20 protein-coding genes and 2 pseudogenes are annotated in these 21,549 nt (G+C 56.0%); 11 read left to right on the forward strand and 11 right to left on the reverse strand.

The genetic code is table 11. The annotated features are described in order from the left end of the window. Positions 1-96: 96 nt before the first annotated feature. The 3 genes from QTO30_RS13650 to QTO30_RS13660 all read left to right on the forward strand — a co-directional run bounded on the left by QTO30_RS13650 (position 97) and on the right by QTO30_RS13660 (position 4,696). Complete coding sequence (locus tag QTO30_RS13650) at positions 97-2,979, forward strand: beta strand repeat-containing protein (RefSeq protein ID WP_340424648.1); 2,883 nt, start codon at positions 97-99, stop codon at positions 2,977-2,979. 26 nt (positions 2,980-3,005) lie between these two features. Beyond that, positions 3,006-3,869, forward strand: coding sequence for a hypothetical protein (locus tag QTO30_RS13655; RefSeq protein WP_340424649.1), 864 nt, complete (start codon positions 3,006-3,008; stop codon positions 3,867-3,869). 83 nt (positions 3,870-3,952) lie between these two features. Further along, positions 3,953-4,696: a SapC family protein gene (locus QTO30_RS13660; RefSeq protein ID WP_340424650.1), complete on the forward strand. Its 744-nt coding sequence runs from the start codon at positions 3,953-3,955 to the stop codon at positions 4,694-4,696. A 124-nt stretch (positions 4,697-4,820) separates the two neighbouring features. On the opposite strand, the gene QTO30_RS13665 is transcribed toward QTO30_RS13660, so the two are convergent. The 7 genes from QTO30_RS13665 to QTO30_RS13695 form a co-directional block, all read right to left on the reverse strand. Beyond that, entirely contained in the window at positions 4,821-5,558 is a 738-nt protein-coding gene (locus tag QTO30_RS13665) for an outer membrane protein (RefSeq protein WP_340424651.1), read from the reverse strand. A 202-nt stretch (positions 5,559-5,760) separates the two neighbouring features. Continuing rightward, a complete protein-coding gene (locus QTO30_RS13670) occupies positions 5,761-7,341 on the reverse strand; it encodes a sulfatase-like hydrolase/transferase (RefSeq protein WP_340424652.1) in 1,581 nt (526 codons plus the stop codon). A gap of 252 nt (positions 7,342-7,593) precedes the next feature. Continuing rightward, a complete protein-coding gene (locus tag QTO30_RS13675) occupies positions 7,594-7,851 on the reverse strand; it encodes a DUF1289 domain-containing protein (protein WP_340424653.1) in 258 nt (85 codons plus the stop codon). 70 nt (positions 7,852-7,921) lie between these two features. After that, positions 7,922-9,184, reverse strand: coding sequence for an imelysin family protein (locus tag QTO30_RS13680; RefSeq protein ID WP_340424654.1), 1,263 nt, complete (start codon positions 9,182-9,184; stop codon positions 7,922-7,924). Between the two features lie 14 nt (positions 9,185-9,198). After that, entirely contained in the window at positions 9,199-9,672 is a 474-nt protein-coding gene (locus tag QTO30_RS13685) for a hypothetical protein (protein ID WP_340424655.1), read from the reverse strand. A 2-nt stretch (positions 9,673-9,674) separates the two neighbouring features. Next, on the reverse strand, positions 9,675-9,842 hold the full coding sequence (gene hemP, locus QTO30_RS13690) for a hemin uptake protein HemP (RefSeq protein WP_445327154.1): 168 nt from the start codon (positions 9,840-9,842) through the stop codon (positions 9,675-9,677). Next, entirely contained in the window at positions 9,842-10,006 is a 165-nt protein-coding gene (locus QTO30_RS13695; RefSeq protein ID WP_340424656.1) for a hypothetical protein, read from the reverse strand. Before QTO30_RS13695 ends, hemP begins: the two co-directional genes overlap by 1 nt. A gap of 200 nt (positions 10,007-10,206) precedes the next feature. On the opposite strand from QTO30_RS13695, the gene QTO30_RS13700 reads away from it, so the two are divergent. After that, complete coding sequence (locus QTO30_RS13700; RefSeq protein WP_340424657.1) at positions 10,207-11,232, forward strand: extracellular solute-binding protein; 1,026 nt, start codon at positions 10,207-10,209, stop codon at positions 11,230-11,232. Positions 11,233-11,844: 612 nt separating this feature from the next. On the opposite strand, the gene QTO30_RS13705 is transcribed toward QTO30_RS13700, so the two are convergent. Beyond that, a complete protein-coding gene (locus tag QTO30_RS13705; RefSeq protein WP_340424658.1) occupies positions 11,845-12,315 on the reverse strand; it encodes a Dps family protein in 471 nt (156 codons plus the stop codon). Positions 12,316-12,426: 111 nt separating this feature from the next. Continuing rightward, positions 12,427-12,855 (reverse strand): hypothetical protein, encoded by a 429-nt coding sequence (locus tag QTO30_RS13710; protein ID WP_340424660.1) that lies wholly within the window; start codon positions 12,853-12,855, stop codon positions 12,427-12,429. 96 nt (positions 12,856-12,951) lie between these two features. Here QTO30_RS13710 and QTO30_RS13715 point away from each other — a divergent pair. The 3 genes and pseudogenes from QTO30_RS13715 to QTO30_RS13725 all read left to right on the forward strand — a co-directional run bounded on the left by QTO30_RS13715 (position 12,952) and on the right by QTO30_RS13725 (position 16,604). Then, positions 12,952-14,473, forward strand: a pseudogene (locus tag QTO30_RS13715) (di-heme oxidoreductase family protein). After that, on the forward strand, positions 14,470-15,477 hold the full coding sequence (locus QTO30_RS13720) for an imelysin family protein (RefSeq protein WP_340424661.1): 1,008 nt from the start codon (positions 14,470-14,472) through the stop codon (positions 15,475-15,477). Before QTO30_RS13715 ends, QTO30_RS13720 begins: the two are co-directional and overlap by 4 nt. Next, positions 15,477-16,604: a DUF1513 domain-containing protein gene (locus tag QTO30_RS13725; RefSeq protein WP_340424662.1), complete on the forward strand. Its 1,128-nt coding sequence runs from the start codon at positions 15,477-15,479 to the stop codon at positions 16,602-16,604. The genes QTO30_RS13720 and QTO30_RS13725 overlap by 1 nt, the downstream gene beginning before the upstream one ends. A 151-nt stretch (positions 16,605-16,755) precedes the next feature. Here the strand turns inward: QTO30_RS13725 and QTO30_RS13730 are convergent. Further along, positions 16,756-18,116, reverse strand: a pseudogene (locus QTO30_RS13730) (ATP-binding protein). After that, complete coding sequence (locus QTO30_RS13735) at positions 18,113-18,844, reverse strand: response regulator transcription factor (RefSeq protein ID WP_340424664.1); 732 nt, start codon at positions 18,842-18,844, stop codon at positions 18,113-18,115. The pseudogene QTO30_RS13730 and the gene QTO30_RS13735 overlap by 4 nt, the downstream one beginning before the upstream one ends. Before the next feature lie 553 nt (positions 18,845-19,397). On the opposite strand from QTO30_RS13735, the gene QTO30_RS13740 reads away from it, so the two are divergent. The 4 genes from QTO30_RS13740 (at position 19,398) to QTO30_RS13755 (ending at position 21,545) form a co-directional block, all read left to right on the forward strand. Beyond that, a complete protein-coding gene (locus QTO30_RS13740; protein WP_340424665.1) occupies positions 19,398-19,697 on the forward strand; it encodes a hypothetical protein in 300 nt (99 codons plus the stop codon). 147 nt (positions 19,698-19,844) lie between these two features. Continuing rightward, entirely contained in the window at positions 19,845-20,387 is a 543-nt protein-coding gene (locus tag QTO30_RS13745) for a hypothetical protein (protein WP_340424666.1), read from the forward strand. Between the two features lie 15 nt (positions 20,388-20,402). After that, entirely contained in the window at positions 20,403-20,723 is a 321-nt protein-coding gene (locus QTO30_RS13750; RefSeq protein ID WP_340424667.1) for a hypothetical protein, read from the forward strand. Between the two features lie 168 nt (positions 20,724-20,891). Next, positions 20,892-21,545: a TolC family protein gene (locus QTO30_RS13755; RefSeq protein ID WP_340424668.1), complete on the forward strand. Its 654-nt coding sequence runs from the start codon at positions 20,892-20,894 to the stop codon at positions 21,543-21,545. The last annotated feature ends 4 nt before the right edge of the window (positions 21,546-21,549 follow it).

Genomic DNA, 21,549 nt, shown 5'->3' on the forward strand with positions numbered 1-21,549 from the left:
ATTGCGACAGAGGGCTGTTACATGTTTATCTTCTCCCGCAGTGAGGGATGCTGAGTTAACATTTTTCTGCGTGATAACGATTTCAGAGGATTTGCTATGGCCGGTTCAGCTTATTTCATTCTTGAAGGCGCAGATGGCGATGGCTTAGGTGCGTCGATTTCGACGGCGGGCAACTTTGATGACGGAAGCTCGGGCGTTCAGGAGTTCATTGTCGGCACACGTAACGGCAACGCCACAGGTGCGTTCATCTACAGCGGTGTCAGCGACGGGGCCGGTGGCCTTGCCGCAGATGGTGCAAACCTAAGTCAGTTCACCTTTGAGACCAGCGCGGGCCTTGGCACCGGAACAGCGGTAATCGGTGGATACGACTTCAACAACGACGGCATCGCCGATGTAGCGATCGGCGCACCACTGGCGGACAGCGGCATTGGCGAGGTGTACATCCTGTATGGTGGCAACACCGATTTGGATGGCTCAACAATCACGGTAACCGACCTCGACGGAACGGTGGGCGAAGTCATTGAAGGACTGGCCAACTCAGATGGATCCAGCACGGGATTTGGATTGAGCCTTGGCGCACGCCTGTTACCTTTCGGCAGGGATACGCTTCTTATCGGCGCGCCAGAGTTTGGTGTCGGCGATGATGCACAGCAGGGTGCCATGGCGACTGTTGGTCTGTTTGCGGATCCAGGCGGGGGCACCAGCCTACGCGCCACGTTCTCGGACAACTTCACTGGCGAAAACGGTGGGGACAAGTTCGGGACGTCTATCGCAAATATCAACAATCTGACTGATTTGATCAGTGTCGGGCCAGAGCCGAGTACCATTATTGGTGCACCCGGCACTGATGGCGACAGCAGTGATGAAGGCTTTGTCCGCATCCAGACCCCATATGGTGATATTCTAATCGAAGGCGCTGGCCTCGGGGACGCCGCGGGGACGGTTGTTTCATCAGCCGGAGATCTGAACGCCGATGGTTACGACGACGCTTTGATTGCCGCACCTTTTGCTGATGATGGTGCGCTCAATGGCGGCACGGTCTACGTCCTGTTTGGCCGTGACCATAGTGAATTCTTTCCAGTAGATGGCGTGCCCGCAACCTTTGACCTTGGCGACATTCAACCGGCGGACGGGATTTCCAAACTCAGCGGCGGCATCGTTGGCGGAAACGCCGGGGTTGTCACCACGAACCTTGGCGATGTAAGCGGCGACGGCATCGACGACATCTTGATCGGCGGGTTTGATGCCTTGGGCGCTGGTCGAGCGTATCTTGTCTTTGGTGGCGCTGGGGTGGGCGACCTCGATCTAGAGTCACTGGACGGAACGAATGGCTTTATCCTCAGCAACATCGACATCGGTTTGTTCGCAGACCCTGCATTAGATACCGTTCTCACAGCTGCCGGTCTGGGTGATGTCAACAATGACGGGATTGCTGACTTTGCACTTGGTACGCCTGACGCAGGCGATGCTGGCAATGGCAAGGTCTTTGGCGTGCTTGGCGGTACGGCAAACCTAGCCGCACTTGATGCGTTGGATGGCGTGGAAGACGGCAATATTGACGTTGGTGATTTTCTTGATGGCACGGCGCCAGACGTGGACTTCATCGCGACAAATAACGATGTGACCTTTGGCGGCACAACGACAGGCACAATCGACCTGAGGCTCAGCGAGAGCAGCGTCGATGGCACGATCACCATTGACGATATCAGCACACTCGGTGATGACACGTTCAACACGATTGCCGATCCAAACACTCCAGAGGGAACTGGCACATACGGTACACTGACCGTTATTGATGACGACCCGAGTGATGACCGCTGGATCTACGCACTCGGTGGCGCATCACTGCTGTTCCTCGGCGCAGGCGAAACAGTCGCAGACCAGATTGTGCTGACCGCCAGCAATGGTAGCCAACGTGCGATCAACATCACAATCATCGGTGAAGACGACCCGACCGAATTTGCTGTCACACCCAATGATATCGGTTTTGATCTGACCGAAGATATGGCATCGATCAGCGGCAGCTTTGCCGTGTCGGACCCCGATCAAAACGACAATCCCAACCTGGACGGGCAGTCGATTGAGGGCACATTCGGCACCTTTGTTGTTAGCGCAGACGGAACCAGTTTCACCTATTTCCTGACAGCTGATTTATCGGGCCTGACCTCCGCGCAAACGGTGACGGAAACCATCGCGCCATTCGGACCAACCGGAGCATCTTTCGATCTGACCATCGAAGGCCGCGACGAAGACGACACACCCGGTACTGGCGCTGTATATCAGCTGGTCGACCCCGGGTCCGACGGTGTGACGGCCTTCTTCGGGAGCGGTGATGAAACCGTGACCGGCACGGCGAATGGTGATGTCATCGACACGGGTGCCGGTGACGATACGGTCAACGGCGGGGCTGGTGACGATACGATCACCGACAGCTTTGGCAACGACGCGCTGTCAGGCGGGGCTGGCAATGACGACATCACAGCGCTAAGTGGCACCAACGTTATTGATGACGCTGGCGGTACGGCTACGGATAGCAACTACTTCAAAGGTGGCGTCGGGCGTGACACCATCACCGGCGGCGCAGGCGACGACTTTATCGATGGCGATGCGGCATCACAAATAATCGGTGCTGCCGATCGTCTGGATGGCGGTGCAGGCAATGACCACATGCGCGGCGGATTGGGCACGGACGTGTTTGTCTTCAGTTTCGGCGGCGGGAACGACATTATCGCCGATTTTGAGGCCGTGGAAAGCGACGGTAGTTATACATCGGGCGGCACCCTTGGCCGCGATTTCACGGTTGGGCGGGACACGGTAGAGCTTTCTGGCTTTGCAGGCATCAACGCGGGCAACGTCATGGACAACGTCAGCGATGTCGACGGGAACGCCGTTTTCCAGGTCGGCGCTGGCCCTGATAGCCTGACCTTCTGGGGGCTGACAGCAGATGAGTTGACCGCCGAAAGCTTTATCTTCGTTTAACACCGCAACAAAAGGTTCGGGTAATCATGTTTCATTTCAAGACTTACAGTGCGATGATGGTGATCGGACTACTCGCAGCTTGCGGGGGCGGTGGTGGTGGCGGACCACAAACCGTTTTCACTTATCAAACTTTCGAAAACCGTGTACCGGGCACCTCGACAATTGCAGCGGCTGGATTGACACGCTCGGCCCCTTCAGGGCTGCCCGACGGTACCGAAGTTCAAGTTGGCACGCTGGATCGCGAACCGCGAACACTCAGCATTGCTGGCGTGATTGTTGAAGGTGAGTTGCAAAGCAACGGAACTTGGCTTGGTAGCAATGGCACAATCGTTTCACCGTCTGAACTGGCGGTGTTTGCGAACACAAACTACGACTTCCTCCTGCCGGTCACGGTGGATGATGGCGATTTTGAAGGCAATTACATCGTTGGTGTCGTGTCGCGGACGCAAGACCTGCCTACCGACAGTGGTACGGTCAACTACACCGGGCAGGCCCGGGTAGACGTCATTCTTGGCGGTGATGGCGCAACCCCCGGCGACGCTTTTGGCAGCGATGGCGAGCTGACACTGACCGCAGATTTTGCCAACGGACTGGTCGACGTTGTCATTGATGAGCTGAATGAGAATGGCATGCCTTTCGATACCGTCAGGATCGATGATCTGGTGATCTCATCTGGTGCCAATGCGACCTTTGAACGGACCGGCACCGGTTTCACCAGTTTCGCCAGTGGGCTTACTCCTGTCGAGCCAGCCCTTGGCCCCAGCACCACCGAAAGCGCAAGTGGCGCGTTCTTTGGTGGTGACCCCAATGGCCCGGTCGAGGCTGGCGGCGTCTTTTCCGTCAATGGCGCAAACGGCAACACAATCTTTGGGATTTTTGCGGCGGACTAACGCCAGTAACCCTGTTATAAACCCTAACCATCACAGACACCCGGCAACGCACCGGGGTAAACCAAGAAAGAGGATTTCGCCGCATGGCAAAACAACTCATGATCTACGAACGGGCTGTTCCCGTTTCCATCGAAGCCCACAAAGGATGGTCGGTCAAAGCCGAAAACGATTTTAGCTTCGCCCGCGAAGTAAACTCTGTTCCTGTTCTGGCCGCTGAGTTCGCGCCTTCCGCGATGGAGTACACGATCATTTTTGCAGGCGAAGGCGATGTTGTGTTCCCTTCGGTTATTCTGGGAATGAAGGAAGGGAACAATGCCCACGTCAAGGAAGACGGCAGCTGGGACGGGCGTTATGTGCCTGCGTTCTTCCGCCGCTATCCGTTCGTGTTTGCAGCGTCCGAAGATCAGTCAACCTTCACGCTTTGCATCGACGAAGAATACGAGGGTCTGAACAAAAAGGGCAAAGGCGAGCGACTGTTTGATGCCGATGGCCAGCGGACGCAATACCTTGAAAACGTTCTCGCGTTCTCGACTGAATATCAGGCCCAGTTCACCCGGACCCAAGCCTTTGCCAAGCGCTTGCAAGACCTTGATCTGTTGGAACCTGCCCAGGCACAATTCAGCCTTGCCGGTGGTGAGCGGACGCAACTGTCTGGCTTCAAAACCATCAACCGCGAAAAACTGCGCAACCTGCCTGCTGAAACGCTGGCTGAGATGGCCAAAACCGATGAGCTGGAGCTGTGCTATCTGCACCTGCAGTCGCTGAACAACCTGACACCGATGACGCAGCGCATTGCCGCACGTAACGGAGACAGCGACGCGGCATAAACGTGGCAACTGACAATCAAGGAAGGCGCGCAGGGCCAGACCAGCGCGCCTTTTTCTTTTGGGACCCGAGGTTAGAGCAAAAACGCCCACAACCAATGCTGTGAACGTCATTAGTCTATGGCGATCAGAACATATATGAGACGCCGAAGCGGATAGACGTCACTTCTGGTGCATAGCCGACGGTACATTGATCTGTTTCACCGCAAAACGGGTCGCCATCAGAGTTCAAGACCTGAGTTTGGACGTTCTCAAATGCATAGTGCTGGATCTCCACGCGACCGATCCAATCTTCGCGGAAAGCCCAATCAACACCGGCCCCAACCGTGAGTCCCAGCAGATCTTCGGTTGCCTTGGCACAGGTGCTCGTGTCGCAGCTCAGTTCAGTCGAGGCCGTATCGACCTCAAACGTTTCCATATTGATCGTCGCGTTTGCAACGCCAATTGAGATAAAACTTAGCGCATTCCCCTGAACAAAACCGGCACGTCCGCGTAGCGTTGTAATGCCTTCAATACGCCAATCAAGCTCAAGGCCGGTTGTCTCGGCTTCATTAGAACTGAAGAAATCATCAATCGCCAATTCGGACGTGTAATCAAGCTCCGCACCGATCAGCAGATTTCCATCAAGCCTATAGTTGTAACCCCCCATGAGGCCACCGTGCCCGACGATAAGGGACTCTTCTGGAAAATCGTTCAAAAATGAGTTGTTTGGGTCGGTTGTCGTTACCGAATACATGCTCGCATCCAGATGGAGACCACCATAAAATCCTTCCCAATCCTGCTCAAAATCCTGTGCAATTGCAGCACCGCCCAATGCTGTTGTCGCAACGCACGCCACCACACCAATCATTCTAAAACTAGTCATTGTTCTGTTCCCTAACCTTCACATGCAAGAAGGTTAACACGCACAAAATACTTCACAAAGGGTCTTATACGAATAACTACTTTTTTGAATGGGGCGTGGTGCTTTCACAGCCGCATGCAAAATAGCCACCCAGAACATCTGTTGTTGCTCATGAAACGCGATAAAGGGTCCGGTTCACATGACAGCTTAGAAAGCCGTGACGTTACAGAGCGTACCCCTGCTGTGTGCGCAGTTTGTAGAGTTGTAAGGTCTCTTCGCGCGGCCATTCGGGTGATGAAAAGACGATGCCGGCTTCCCAAAACTCCGCCGGTTGCCAGCCGCTGCGTTCGGCGCGACGCTCCACAATATGATCAATGATCATCTCGCGCATCATGGTTTGGCGATCATAGGTGTCCGGGTCGTCGAGGCGGTTACTTAACTCGAAGGGATCATCATCCAGACAATAAAGCTCATCATCGTCGCCCCACACAGACACGTATTTCCACCCGTCCAGATAGAGAATCTTTTGGAAGCTTACGTCCCCCGAATGGCCAAAATGGTCACAAAAAAGCCCATCCCGGGCACGGGTTCCATCTGCAATTCCAATCAGGCTTTCACCATCCATCGGAAGCGGGTGGCTCAGCTCCCTTACGTTTGCAACCTCCACCATTGTTGCTGTCACATCCAGCAGGCTGACGGGCTGAGCGCTACGATGACCCGGCGCTATGCGAGCCGGATACCGGATGACGAGTGGAATGCGTCCGACCTCCTCAGAAAACGTTGAGTATTTGTCCCAACCTGCGCCGTGTGCGGCAATGCCATCGCCATGGTCAGCCGTGACAACAAAGAGCGTGTTATCGGACAGCCCAAGTTGGTCTAGTTGGTCGGCAACCCGTCCGATTGCAGCGTCCGTTTGAAGCCCGGCTGCATAACACCGCGCCAGAACAGTTTGCCAGGTCCGCCATTCAGGCCAGCGTTCAAACGTACGATGCTGGCAACGCAGATCACGCTGCACGCGGTACCGCCAAGGTTTGTCTGTCAGGTCCTCGTCAAAACTTGGGTAGCGCGGGATTTCTGATGGGTCGATAAGATCTGCGTAGGCCTGGCTTGGGTAGTATGGATGATGTGGCCCCCACATGCTGATCACCATCGAAAATGGTCGTTTTGCACGTTCCAGCTCCTTGAGCTGATCACATGCCATATTCGCCACGAAGAACTGTTCGTTCACCTCAGGAGAGCCAAGCAGCACACCGGCACCATCCATGTAGTCCCATGGTTCTGCGGGATCCATCAATACTTCGGTACCATTCAGTTCCGGCCGCAGCAGATGATGCTCAATGCGGCATCGCGGTTGGGCTTCGCCAATGGCTTTCAGGTATTTTTTGTATCTCTCGCTCGCGTACAAATTGCCGTATTCGGGAAGGCTCCAACCCTTCATGCCATAATCTGCCGCCGTTTTATCCACCCCACAGTGCCATTTCCCGAAGTAATAGTTGTCATAACCGGCTGCGGAGAGGTGGTCGGCATAAAGCTCTTCATCATCACGGAACTCTTTGCGGTTGTGCGGAATTGGATATTCAGAGTTCCAGCGCAGCCCGTGTTTGTCAGGGCGTTTCCCGGTCAAAAAACTGGCCCGGGATGGTGTGCAGATCGGCGTGATAGCGTATGCGCGATCAAACCATGCACCTTGTTGGGCGATGCGTTCAAGCTCCGGCCAGCAGTATGCGTATCGCTCTTGGCCATAGTGACCCGCAAAGGCGACATGGTCGGCAAGAATGACAACGATATTTGGTTGCTCTGTCATCGATCCTCGACTGCTTTAGAGGCTGGAGCCTTTCACAGTAGTTTCTCTTAGCCAGAGTTGAAAGAACATCGCCTTCGCCTCCGTTGTGGGCGGCGCTTACGAAAGCGGGAGGCGGACGGCGCATGACCGACATACAATTCGAGCCGCATGTCAGACATCGCAGGCGACGATAGGAAAACGAAATACCGAAAACTGTTTTCGGCCCAGTTGTGGCGAATTCGCACCCTGCACACGGCTTGTTGTTTAACTGCGCTAAGCGGCATCCGTTACATCGAAGGGCACCTTGGCGCCCTTCTTCCTACACTTTTTGGTGTAGGCGATTTTCCAGCCGCCGTATTTGCCCATCTGCGCCTGCTGTGCCATCAGCATCTCGACAAAGGCGGCGCGGTGGCTGTCTTTCTTGAGTGATTTGAACAGAGATTTCTGCACTTTGGTCATGGAACAGCCAATGCAATGGCCTTGGCGTTTGAACTTACAGACATCAATACAGGGGCTAGGTGTTTTGGACATGCCGGGCTCCGACGCAAAAAGGCAGCCCCGGGATGAAGGGCTGCCTTTGGTATCTAGTAAGCGAAGAGGCTTACTGGAAGACCGCGTCTGGATTATCGAGGCTGTCAGAACCTTCGATCTCAATGCCATCGGCCCCAAGCACCGCAATCACGCGTTCGATCGAACGGGTCTGGTCGATCAAACCGTTCACGCCACCCATGATCAATGCTTCACCGGCGTCGTTACCGCGTTCCAGCATCATGTCGTAGGTAAAGCCTGCCTCGGCGGCTGTTTTGATCCGTCCAAGGGCCAGAACGGCATCAGACAGCTTCATACGCATCTCGGCGTCAAGCGCCGGGTCAGCTTCAGCGACCAGTTCAGACAAGGAAGGGCCTGATGTGATTGTACCGTCGACACCCGTGTAGCTGCCCAGATAGACTGACTGGATGCCTACACCGTTGTAGAAGTGGTCGTTGTGCGTATTGTCGGCAAAGCAGGAATGCTCTTCTTCGGGGTCGTTCAGCATCACGCCAAGGCGCATGCGTTCGCCTGCGGTTTCACCGTAAGACAGTGAACCCATGCCCGTCAGAATGGCTGCGATACCGGCGTCAACATCCGATGTCAGCTCTGCGCGGGCGTCGCCGCCATCAACCCATTGTGCGGCCATGTACTCAAGATCAGAGATCAGAAGATCAGTCGCCGCGACCAGATATTCGCCCCGACGATCACAGTTTCCACCGGTACAGGCGTCGCCCATCGCATAATCTGTCCAGGGACGGTTGCCTGCACCTGTGCCGTGTCCGTTCAGATCCTGCCCCCACAAAAGGAACTCGATGGCGTGATATCCGGTGGCGACATTCGCTTCGACGCCGTCGGCTTCTTGCAGAGTGTCTTCCAGCAGGGCTGGTGTGATGGATGATGCATCAACTGTTTCACCGCCAAGGGTGAACGATGCGTTCGCAATGACGTTCAGTGCCGCTGCCTCGTTTTCATCGGTTGGGCCACCGTAGGATGCATCAACATAGTCGATCAGACCTTCGTCCAATGGCCATGCGTTCACTTTGCCTTCCCAGTCATCCACGATTGCATTGCCAAAACGGAAGACTTCGGTCTGCTGGTAAGGCACGCGCGCGGCAAGCCAAGCATCTTTGGCGGCTTCCAGGTTTTCGGCAGAGGGGTCAGCGACAAGTGCGTTTACCGCTGTTTGCAGAACCTGCGCCGAGCTGAGGCTGTCTGCGTATTTGGCCGCAGCAATATCGGCATAGTTGTCCAGAACGTCGGTTTTCTCGACAGCCAATGCAGGCGTCGCGAGTGCCAGGCAGAGTGCCGTTGACGCAAGATATGTGGATCTCATAGTTTTATTCCCTGTTAGTGAAGAGTTGGTTGATAGATTGAGGTCTGGGCCATCGCGCGTGGCGTGGCGAGTTTCATTTGTTTCAGCGCAAAGCCGAAATGCATGGCAAGCGTCGTCACAGCGGCAGCCATATCCGGGCGCACCAGCAGAATAGCGATCAGCATCGCATCTTCGCGCTGACCTTCGGCGGCGGTCGCGATGAAATGGGCAAAACTGGCTTCATCGGCGCCGACGCATTTGCAGTTCACGTCATGGCGGACCAGTGGTAAGCGCCCGTGTTGAATGCACATGCCGCACAGATCGGCGAAGGTTTCGATCGCTTTGTGGCCTTTGCCGCTGCCAAGTGTGTTGACCAGATCGGTGATCACGGTGCTTTGCGTTTTTGGGCTATCACACCACATACGCAGATAAACCACCGCCGTTGCCGCCAGATCGTCATAGTCTTGCAGGCGGCCAACCGTTGCGCCGCCGCGGTGTGTCGGCATCATATTCATTTTGTGAGAATGAGCTTTCCGGCCCGTGTGATTCGCAGCACGTAAACCTGATCGTCGAGGATGATATGCGCTTGATCGCCATCCTCGATCAGATCGCGTGCGTCATAGCGCGGCAGTTGTTTGGTCGGGATCTCTGTTGTTTGCATCACTTTATGGAGTCCCATCAAACTGTCCTCTCGCGATCTGCGCAGCGGTCCAGCATCCATTCCAGAGGCAGGCCTGCGCGGCTGCTATCGCTATGCAAAACCTCGAGAAACTCGGCCTTTGTTGGGACCTGCAGGCGATCATCACAAACGGGGTCTTTCTGTGCGTCCAATTTTTTTGGCATGACGAGAAGTCCTTTCATTTGGCAAAATTCCGGGCTTCCCTTGTTGAAAACAGGGGTGGCTAAATCTTGAGTTCAAACCTGAGTGATTTTATAGGATATGTCAATCCGACAACTTTTATCAGGAAACTTTACTTCTACGAAATCGCTGCTAAATGGGAAACCTGAGTAAAATACTCGCTGATATATTTTGGGAGACGACAATGAGAAAGACCACCACAGTACTGCTTGCCTCCGCGACCGTTGCAACAGCAATCGCATCATCGGCATTTGCTGAAGGCGAACTGAACCTCTATTCTTCTCGTCACTATGACACGGATGAGCGTCTGTATTCTGACTTCACCGAAATGACAGGCATTACGATCAACCGTATTGAAGCAAATGCGGATGAGCTGATCGCACGGATGGAAGCGGAAGGCGTCAACTCGCCCGCTGATATCCTGTTGACGGTTGATACATCTCGTCTTGAGCGCGCGAAGGCCGCCGGCGTCCTGCAATCCATTGAGAGCGATGTGCTGGAAGCGCGCATTCCTGAAAACCTGCAAGATGCCGACAACGAATGGTTCGGCTTCAGCCAGCGTGCCCGGATCATCTTCTACGACAAAACAGATGTCGCAAACCCACCTATGGACTATGTCTCTCTTGCTGATCCTGCCTATGAAGGCATGGTCTGCCACCGGTCCTCGACCAACGTCTATTCCCAGACACTGGTCTCCGCGATTATCGAAAACTTCGGTACAGAAGCAGCCACCGAATGGGCGCAGGGCTTTGTGAACAACTTCGCGCGTGATCCACAGGGTGGTGACACCGATCAGCTGCGCGGTCTGGTCTCGGGCGAGTGTGATATCTCGATCTCGAACACCTACTATTTTGCGCGTGCCCTGCGCAAAGATGTCGACGGCCTGCCAGCGGACGCAATGGCCAACATCGGCTGGATCTTCCCTGCGCAAAACGCTGAAGGTGCACATATGAACCTGTCCGGCGGTGGTGTGGCGGCAAATGCGCCAAACCGTGACAACGCGATCAAGTTCCTCGAATACCTCGCATCCGATCAGGCACAGGATTACTTCAGCGCGGGTAACGACGAATACCCAGCTGTGCCAGGGGTTGGCCTTGCGGCCTCCGTTGCGTCCATGGGTCTGTTCCGCCCCGATGCGGTTGATCTGACAGCCGTTGCCAAGAACGTGCCTGCAGCGCAGGAAATCTTTAACCAGGTTGGTTGGGAATAATCCTGCCACCTCTCCTGACAAGAAAGGGCGCCGTTCTCGCGGCGCCCTTTTTCATTGCATGACCGCAGGCTAGGGTTGGAGGGTGTCGTAGTCACCTCTCAAAGGTGATTATTGGCCCCATGCGGTAGCTGCCCCGCTGCACGCTTCGGGGGCCGCAGGAAACGTTGTCGCGGGCGTTTTCACCTGCGCTTACGCGGAGAAAATGACAATGGTGTCAAAGTCAACCTGACTGCCGCATGTCTGCTAAGCCGACCGGTTATTGTTGAAATTCGCCTGTCTTGCAGTGTTTGGCGTGGATTCCACTGAAGAAATCGGGGTAACCAGTGGCAAGGTTGTCGCTGGCGTGTCAGTGCCGGTTCTTGAAACGTACATTTCCATGGATTCCCGCAAAGACATTGAAGCAAGAAAACGTCGCACCAGCTGCCGTTTATGAAGCTCGCAAAATCAGGAGATTTGCACTCTTTTTGGGATATCTGCTGCGCCACATTGTACAATCTCTATGCCGTTTTAGGTGCGATACAGATCGGTAGAATAAAGCTCTCTTGCAAGTCGACTTTCTACACAAAAGCGAGCCAACGAAGGCTCGCCTATGTCTAAACTACTGTCGGATGCTCATGCCAAGTGTGACCGCAGGAACCATGCGAATTTTTCATGCGTCTGCCCACGCGCAATGCACAGATCTTCGGTCAGTGTATCGCCATGCTTGGCGGCCAACTCACCACAACCAGCAATTGTTGCAGCCAGCGCCTCTTGCGCATCCTGCATCATCTTGATCATTTCCTTGTCCGTGGCATGGCCATCATGCTCATCAATCTTTGACCGCTTCAGCATACCTGCAAGCGTGCCTTCGGCATGGGCGTCAATGGCACGAATACGTTCGGCCAGATCATCCTGCGCGGTAAAGTGATCTTCGTAGATTTCCTGAAACAAGGCGTGCAAGGGCCCGAATGCCATGCCTTTTACGTTCCAGTGAAAGTTCTGCGCCAGCATCGTTGTCACCGCCGTCTCGGCCACAGATTGGTTTAGAGCGTCTGCAATTGCGGTTTTGGCGTCTGTGCTAAGTGCGCTGGCTGTCTGTGTCATGGCCGGTCTCCAATGGATATAAAAGTCTGGCTGGCTGGCATAGCGCTGGCTGGCTTGTGCCAACCTACATAACGCTCCAATATCAGGAGGCAAGGACTTTTTAGAATAATTCTAAGTCTGAGAAAACTGGTCAGATATGCCTTTGATCAAAAAGGCGATCTGCCGCTGGTGGATTTTTGGTACCCGCGACCGGATCAGAAAGGCCAGACTGTCACCGTCGCCGGTGCGTGATGCAATCAATGCACGGATCAACCAAGACTCATCAAATGACATCTCGACCGTACCGGGCTGAAAGAACACTGGCTTGGTGCTGACCGCCTGGCTCAGGCATCGGAACAATGCTTGGGCAAATGCATCGCGCGCCGTATTTTCTTTGTTGGAAATCAAAGCACAAGCTTCGAACAGGTCCGTCCGTGCAGCCGTCCGGCAGCCCAGTGCTGTGACCCGCAGTGCATTCAGAACACCCCGCCATTCCCCCGGCAAAGCATGTGCTGGGCGCGGAGCCTCGGGGACATCTAGAAGCGGTGACAGTGACAGCATGTCGCAACAGACTTTCGCAGCGCGGGGCAGAAAACCCTCGCAGTTTCTTTTTCCTGACTATAATTATAGGGTATCCAAAATATTGAAAGACCGTTGATGCGCCAAATCGTGAAAATTCTCGGAATTGTGGTTTTTTCAACTCCAAATTTCGCTGCTGCTGATCCATTTAGCGACCCACATCTCAATTTTATCCCGCGCACGGCAGACGAAGCCGCCCGAATCGCCGCTGTCACAGCGCTACCTACCGACTTTTCGCAAGCCAGTGCATTCGAAGAGCTTAGCGCCGGTGCAGCCACAGTACGGGCGCGCAGCAACGCCGATGCATTCTCGCAACCCTCGGGCAACATTGCGTTTGAAGAAGAGCTGACCTTCAAGGTAGGCAACGGCCTGTTCCGCAAACTCTGGGTGTCATCGCCCGCGTCTACTCTGGCCTCGGACGGGCTGGGACCACTGTTCAATGCGCGGTCCTGCCAACGCTGCCATATCAAGGATGGACGCGGCCACCCACCTGAATACGGCGATGACAACGCTATCTCGATGCTGATGCGCGTGTCGATCCCCGGCGGATACCGCGAAAAGACAGCAGAACTGGAGGCTTACCTCGCCACTTTGCCTGATCCCAATTATGGTGAGCAAATTCAGGACTTCTCGGTTCAGGGGTTTGATGCCGAAGCGCAGATCCAGATCACCTATACCGAGGAGGAGGTCTTGTTATCAGATGGCGAAGTCGTGTCGCTCCGCCGCCCTGAATACGGGCTCACCGATCTCAACTACGGCCCCTTGCATCCCGACATCATGCTTTCACCGCGCGTAGCACCACAAATGATTGGGCTCGGCCTGCTTGAGGCTATCCCGGCGACGGATATCCTTGCAAATGCTGATCCGGATGACCTGGATGGCGATGGTGTGTCCGGCAGACCCAATATCGTCTGGTCCAAGGAGTATGATCAATATATGCTCGGGCGGTTCGGCCTGAAAGCTAAGCAACCCAACCGTGCGCCAGCAATCTGCCGACGCCTTTGCCGGCGACATCGGAATTTCATCACCGATCAACCCCAATGGCGCTGGCGAATGCACAGAAACGCAGGTCGCATGCCAAAATGCGATTCATGGTGATGGCGATGACCGTGTGCATGAAATTGATGCGGAAATCCTCGATCTGGTGACCTTCTACAGCCAAAATCTGGCCGTACCTGCGCGGCGCGACGTCGATGATCCGCAGGTGCTACACGGCAAGCAGGTATTCCACACCACAGGATGTGTAGCCTGCCATACACCAAGTTTCGTGACGCACCGCCTGGAAGACCAGCCCGCGCAAAGCTTTCAACTCATCTGGCCTTATACCGATATGTTGTTACATGACATGGGCGAAGGGCTGGCTGATCACCGGCCAGAGGCGCAGGCGAATGGGTATGAGTGGCGAACCCCGCCACTCTGGGGCATCGGTATGACCGAGCAGGTCAGCGGCCACACCTATTTCTTGCACGACGGTCGGGCGCGGTCCTTACTCGAAGCCATCCTGTGGCATGGCGGCGAAGCACAAGCCCAACGCGATGCCGTTGTCGAGATGCCATCAGAAGATCGCGATGCCCTGATCAAATTTTTGGAATCCCTATGAGAACCTTTCTTCTGGCTTGCACCGTTGCTGCGCTGCCCGCTTTTGCGTCAGCGCAAACAATCACAACGGATATCGTAGAAAATCACATCCTGCCACGTTTCAATGCGCTCGGGGCAAGTGGCCAGGCCCTCTCTGACGCAGCTACCCGCGATTGCACCGCCACATCCACACCACTACGCGCGGCTTATGGCACGGCCTTCGACGCATGGATCGCCGTCAGCCATATGCGTTTTGGCCCAACAGAAACCGAAGACCGTGCCTTTGCGCTCGCTTTCTGGCCCGATAGCCGGGGCGCCACACCCAAAGCACTGGCCACATTGATCAGCGACGCAGACCCGATTGCGCAAAGTGCTGAAGCTTACCGCGACATGTCCATTGCAGCCCGTGGCTTTTTTGCCATGGAGTTCCTGCTTTATGATTCAACAATCAGTACTGCAGGTGATGATGACTATCGCTGCCAATTGGTCCAGACCGTCGCCGCCGATATCGCAAACCTGACGCAGGACATCGCCACCGATTGGCAAAGCACCTATGCTGCACTGTTGACCAACCCCACCGATGACGGGCTCTACCGGTCCGACCTCGAGGCCCAGCAAGAACTCTTCAAAGCTCTGACCACGGGGCTGCAATTGACCTCTGACGCGCGGTTGGCCCGGCCCTTGGGCACCTTCGATCGTCCGCGTCCCAGAAGGGCAGAGGCATGGCGCTCGGAACGCTCTGCCCGTCATGTCTCGGTTGCCCTCACAAATTTGGCTGATCTGGGGGAGCGGCTGTCACAGGACGACCCCGCGTTACAAGAGGAGCTGTTGGCCGCCTTTGCACGCGCGCAGGCTCAGATTGACGCACTTGACGACCCCGCCTTTGCGGGTGTCGCCAACCCCGTCTCGCGCATCAAGGTTGAGGCGATCCGCAGCCGCGTCGAAGAAATCCGCGAGATTGCAAGCAATGATCTGGGAACCAGCCTCGGCGTGGCGTCCGGGTTCAACGCGCTTGACGGTGATTGATGGCGAACCGCAGGCAATTCCTTACTGGGCTTTTGGCAACAGGCCTCGCGCCACTGCCGACGTGGGCTGACGCGGGATCACCTGCGTTTCTGTCAGCGGCCGCACGGGCAGATGGTGCCTATGTGCTTTGTGGGATCAGTACGGATCGGGACATTCTGTTTCAGATCCCGCTGCCTACCCGTGGCCACGCCGCAGCGGCACATCCGATAAAACCGCTGGCCGTGGCTTTTGCCCGCCGTCCCGGGGCGTTTGCAGTCGTGGTTGACTGCGCATCAGGCCAATCCATCGCCATGCTTAACGCGCCTCAGGGGCGGCATTTTTACGGACACGGCGCCTTTAGCCAGGATGGTGCATGGCTGTTTACAACCGAAAACGACTACGAGGCAGGGACCGGGCGTGTTGGCGTGTGGGACGTGTCCGCCGGTTTCCAGCGCGCGGCAGAGTTTGCCAGCGGTGGCATCGGGCCGCATGACATCAAACGATTGCCAGATACCGATACGCTGGTGGTCGCCAATGGCGGCATCGACACGCATCCGGACAGCGGTCGCACCAAACTGAACATCGCGACGATGCGACCAAACTTGAGCTACATTGCGGATGGTAAGGTTGTTGAGGTGGTAACGCTCGATCCCGACTACCATAAGAACTCAATCCGGCATCTCAGCGTGGCCCATGATGGCAACGTGGCCTTTGGCATGCAGTGGCAAGGCGATGGCCCAGCTTTGCCGCTGGTCGGCACGCATATGCGTGCCAAGGCACCGCATCTCTTTTCAATCGAAAGTACGGCGCTGCGCCAGATGCAGGGCTATGTTGGCAGCATCACCTTTGGACAAAGCGGGGCTGAGGTGATTGCCACATCGCCCCGCGGTGGCCTGGTACAGCGCTTTGACGCGACGGTCGGCGCCTTGACCAACCAAACCCCGCTTGAAGACGCATGTGGCGTGGCCAATGCACCCGGTGAAGTGATCGTGACCACGGGTACGGGCAAGATTGTCGGGCTGAATAGTGATCAGACAACCACACATGCCGCATTGCGATGGGACAATCACCTGATATCGTTGAGGGCCGAAACCCATAGCTTACGCCCTCGCCAGTTTCCGGAACGCGGTACCAAACGCGGCGTCTGAGCCGCATAAGTAAGCTATTCTTTGCCAAAGCTGTCGGCTATTCGGACACTTCGTCCCGCGTGGAACAAAGGCCGAATCTTCGGCCTAGGCACTTGTGCTGGCGCCAGACGAGGGTTGTGGTGCAGCAAACAGCGTCATTGCAGTCCATTGATCAGTTTTGGCGATTGGTCGAACTTGAAAACTTTGGCAAGGTTACGACGAAACGGGCACCACCTTCAGGCGCATCCAAGATCGAGACATCACCGTCATGGGCAGCGACAAGGGTCTGAACGATAGCCAGACCCAGCCCGGCCCCCCGGTTTGACGGGACCGTGAAGCTTCTAACCGGGAAAACGGCTGCATCAGTTCGTCACGGCTGTCTTTTGGAATGCCGGGACCTTCATCATCCACGTAGAGAGTTACACAGTGCTCATTCGCGCTTATGGCGACATGTGCTGATGTACCGTATCGCAGTGCGTTCTCGACAAGATTGAACAAAACCCTCCGCAGTGCCACGCGGTCCGCCAATACTTCGTAGTCGGCTTTCGTGTGTGCAACGGCAAGATCGATCTTAAAGCCCGCTGCCCACCGGTCTTCGACTTCGTCAGCTACCAAATCCGCAAAATCGATCAGTTCCAGATCAAGCCTGCCCGCCTCGCTGCGCGTTGCCAGCAGTGCGCCATCCATCAGCGAAACCAGATCGGTGATGTCCGTTTCAGCCTGTCGTCGATCCCCGATACTGGCCAGCTTCTCAATACGAAGACGAAGCCGCGTCGCGAAAGTTCGAACATCGTGTTGAATGCCACCGATCAAGGCCGACCTGGCTTTGAGCAAAGTCGAAACCTGCGCCTGCTGTTTCTGGAACGCCTCGATCAACAGGCGGACTTCCGGGCTTCCGGCACGAATGTCAGGCAATGCAGCGTCGGGGTTGGCAGGGTCCAACGTTTCGACGGCACGTGCAAGGCGCAAGACCGCGCGAAATTCACGATTAAGCCACAGAAGGGTGACAAATGCGATGAGCACCCCAAGAAAAGCTGTTGGAAAACCCACCGGAACGCCCGCTGGGGTGAACAATGCAGCCCCTTCATATGCCACGATCAGGACACCGCCCGTCTTTAGGCCAACCCTGAATTCGACTGCCCAAAGCGGCCGACCAAAGCCGTTCGAGAACAGGGATCGCGGCAGGGCATAGACCGCCAATGCGCGCGCGCCAAGTGCTGCGCGGTAGGCCCCTGACTGTGCATGGTCGTCTGACCATAGAAGTTCAAGGTTTGTTTCAACTTCGGCATCCGATGCGACACGGACGGACATCTGGGCAGAGCGAAGCGCTTCAAATGCACGGATACGTTCTTGAGGGGAGGCCTCCTCTGCCAGCCGAACCATGGCCTGCAACTGGCTAGGCGGCGGCAGTGCAGTTGTTATGTCTGGGCCGCGAAGAGCGTAGAACAATGCGATCGGGATGGTCACAACGGCCAGAAACCCGATGATGAACATGACACCGATCCGCCAGCGAATGACGCGTCCACCGGTCATGATATCTCCTTGACGGTCTTTGTCAGAAGATAGCCTACATTCCGGACTGTACTGATCAGGTCCTGATCCGCGCCATGTTCAGTTAGTTTCCGCCTAAGGCGCGACACCAACATATCAACAGTCCGGTCAAAGGGTTCAGCCCCACGCCCGCGCAACGCGTCCAGGATCTGGTCCCGCGAAAGAACCCGGCGCGGGCGATGGATAAAACAAGCCAGAAGGTCGAACTCTCCGCTGGTCAGCGGAATGCGCGTGCCGTCTAGGGCAAACACCTGACGCGCATCGACTTCAATCACGAACCGGTCAAAAGCCAACTTAGGCGTCCCATCAGCAGCCTTCGGCGTCGAGGCCCGGCGTAGGACCGCGCGGATGCGGGCCAGCAACTCCCGCGGTGCAAAAGGCTTTGCAACATAGTCATCAGCCCCCATTTCAAGGCCAAGGATGCGGTCAATCTCGTCGTTCTTTGCGGTTAGCATGATGATCGGCGGTGCCCCGTCGCGCGAAAGGCGACGGCAGATCGAGATACCATCCTCTCCGGGCAGCATAAGGTCCAGAACGATCAGATCAGGACGCAGCTGGGCCAGCTTTGTATCCATCTCGGTCGCATCTGACGCGGTGTCCAAAGCAAAACCTTCCCTTTCAAGGAAGTCTCTCAAAAGGTCCCGGATGCCGGGGTCGTCGTCGACCAGCAGGATAAGCGGCGCAGGCAGTGTCATATCCGCAATATTCACGGCACACCAGCCTCCGGCAAGTCACAGCAGCGATCGTTACACATTGTTACATGTTCTCGACAAAAAAATACACATGGTTTCGCGCTATTTATATGGGCGTGACGCCGCGCGCCTATCCTTGTTCACAGCAAAACCAAAGACCGGAAAAAGCCGGTCCCAGATGAGCAAGGAGCGGACATGACCAGTCCAGGCAAACCAAATCAAACCCGAACGGCGGCAAAAGAGGCTTGTCAAGATCAAAAGACGGATCCAGAGCTTCCACCTTTATCTGACACTGACCGCGCCCGCCTTTATCGGGAATGGACGGACGCAAATTCGTGCGGTGACACTCAGGCACGCCGCCACGTGGAAGAACAGATTCTTGGCCAGCTCAAGGTTCGAGACAAATCAGACACAGCCGGGACGTAAGCCGAGCAGCCTTGCAAGATCGGGAAACACGGCCTGTGAAGACGAAACATGTACACGGCCGCGATCGATCACCGGACCATCAGGCGAAACCGCCACTTTCCAGCTTACGATCTCTCGCTGAACGCGATGTGAAAGGAGAAACCAAATGACCCGCCCGAACCACTTAATACTGACAACCGTCTTAAGCGCGTCCGTCACGCTGGCCGTTCCCGCAGTAGCGCAACAGGCCGAACTTGGCGCCGAAAACTATCGGCAGGCGGACGCGAATGGCGATGGCGTGCTCGCATACGCCGAGTTTGCCACCTTCATTGATCTGAATGCCGCCGATGGTCTTGGCCAAGCAGCAAGGATCAGTGCACGCGGCATGCATGCCCGCGCCTTCGCGCACATTGATGCGAACGGTGACGGTGTCGTCTCTCCGCAAGAGTTACCGGCCACCCAATGACGACAAGGCACTGACCTGCGGACCCGTCGTCGCCAAGCTTTGCCACCACTCACCCGGCGGCGACATCTGCGCCGCGCCAGCGGATCTTGCCCCATCCCCCAGAATCCTCTGGTGCGGCGCCTTTTCTTTAAAAAACGGATCAGATTGATGAATTCGCTTTTATTCTTCGCCACGACACTCTTGGCCGTGACCTTGGGCTTCGCCTTCACAGGAACCCAGAGCCGTGATTACTGCATCAGAATTAGTCCAGACACAGCCGGACAGCCCGTCGGATTTGAACTGATCGACACCATCCGCGGTGAAGTATGGGTGACGACGGATTGGACGGTCGAGGCCTATGCTGCGTTCTCTCCAGGCTTGACAGCACCGCATTGGTTCAAGAACGAGCCTCGACAGGGGGATGCGGCAAAAGCGATTGCCTTACGCTCCCCCGGATGCCCCCACGATGGGAAGTTCACCTATCAAACCATATATAACCGCACGTTTTTCCATATCGCGGATATCACGCGCATCACCGGCGCAGGTCTGACAGGTGGCGTTCGTGTTGAAAGCACTGTCAACGAACACCACCGGTTAGAGTTTGAGATCAACGAGGTGAACGTGATCCGGCTTGAGGATGGAGCATCTTATCAGGGGCCGATAGATCAGTTGCCCCGATCACCGGACGGGCAACCTTTGGCTGCGCTATGAACGGACAATAGCAATATGAAATGTAACGTAACACTTTGGACTGGTCCGACCCCTTTCTATGCGGCATTCATCGCGTGGCATCGGCCTTTGCGTGGCTCTTTGAGTGAAGCGGACGTCCGCGCCGTCTTTGGGAACTTTTTTGATACCGTGGACCGAGACGAGGGCGCGGGTTCACAGGCCTTTCTCGACTTCTTTCTGAGCGATGACGGCGCGCCTTTCTACATGGTCAACCGCGATGCCGAGCAGGGGCGCACACCAGAGATGGAGACGGCAGCACGGGAATATGGCGCCCTTATGATGCTGGGGCTTGTGTCGCGGCCTGCTATCCGGTGCTGAGTAACTCGCTTGATGGCTGGTATTCTGCACCATCGACCATTTCGCCGACTGTCAATCCACGGTTGATCCTGTGGGTTTCACTGTTGGTCATCGGGGACGCAATCCGGCGGCGCAGGCCAAGACCTTCGGGTCAGTCCTTGCACTTCAGTCAGCGCGGAGGGTCCTGATATGCCTATATCACGTCGTTCGGTGACGTTCGTGATGGTTAGTGGTCTTCTCGCAGCCTGCACACCCACCGCTGATCTCGTTCCGACCCCGACAGCCGAGCTGACTGTGGCCCGAGCCTTCTCCTCGGGGCTCCCGTCCTCCGCATTGCCGATGGTGTCATCAAACTGGTGGCATAGTCTCGGTAGCGCGGAGCTTAGCGGGCTAATCGGACAGGTTCTAGCAGACAATCCCGACCTCGCCGCAGCTTCCTTTCGGGTGCTGCAGTCGGAACTGGAGCTTGGAAACACTCGCAGCCAGATGCGTCCCACGGCGACCACTGGTCTGACCCGCACAACGACCGATGCAAGCACTCCGGCAGGTGAACGCGATACCAGCACCACAACCGATCTCAGTGCGACCGTCCGATGGGAAGCGGATCTTTGGGGCCGGATCGAAAGCGAGGGCGATTCAGCGGCGGCCCGGTTTTTGGCAACAGGCTATGACCGGGATGCGTTGGCTAATTCACTGATTGCGTCGGTTGTTCGCACATATGTATCAATCTCGTTTGACAGGCGGCAGATCGGCGCAACCCGACGGATTGTTGACAGTCGGGCCACCAGCCTTTCGGTAACACAGGAGAGGTTTGGGTTGGGGGTCGAAGACACCTCTGCTTAAGCAC

This window comes from Yoonia sp. GPGPB17, assembly GCF_037892195.1.
Lineage (GTDB): Bacteria > Pseudomonadota > Alphaproteobacteria > Rhodobacterales > Rhodobacteraceae > Yoonia.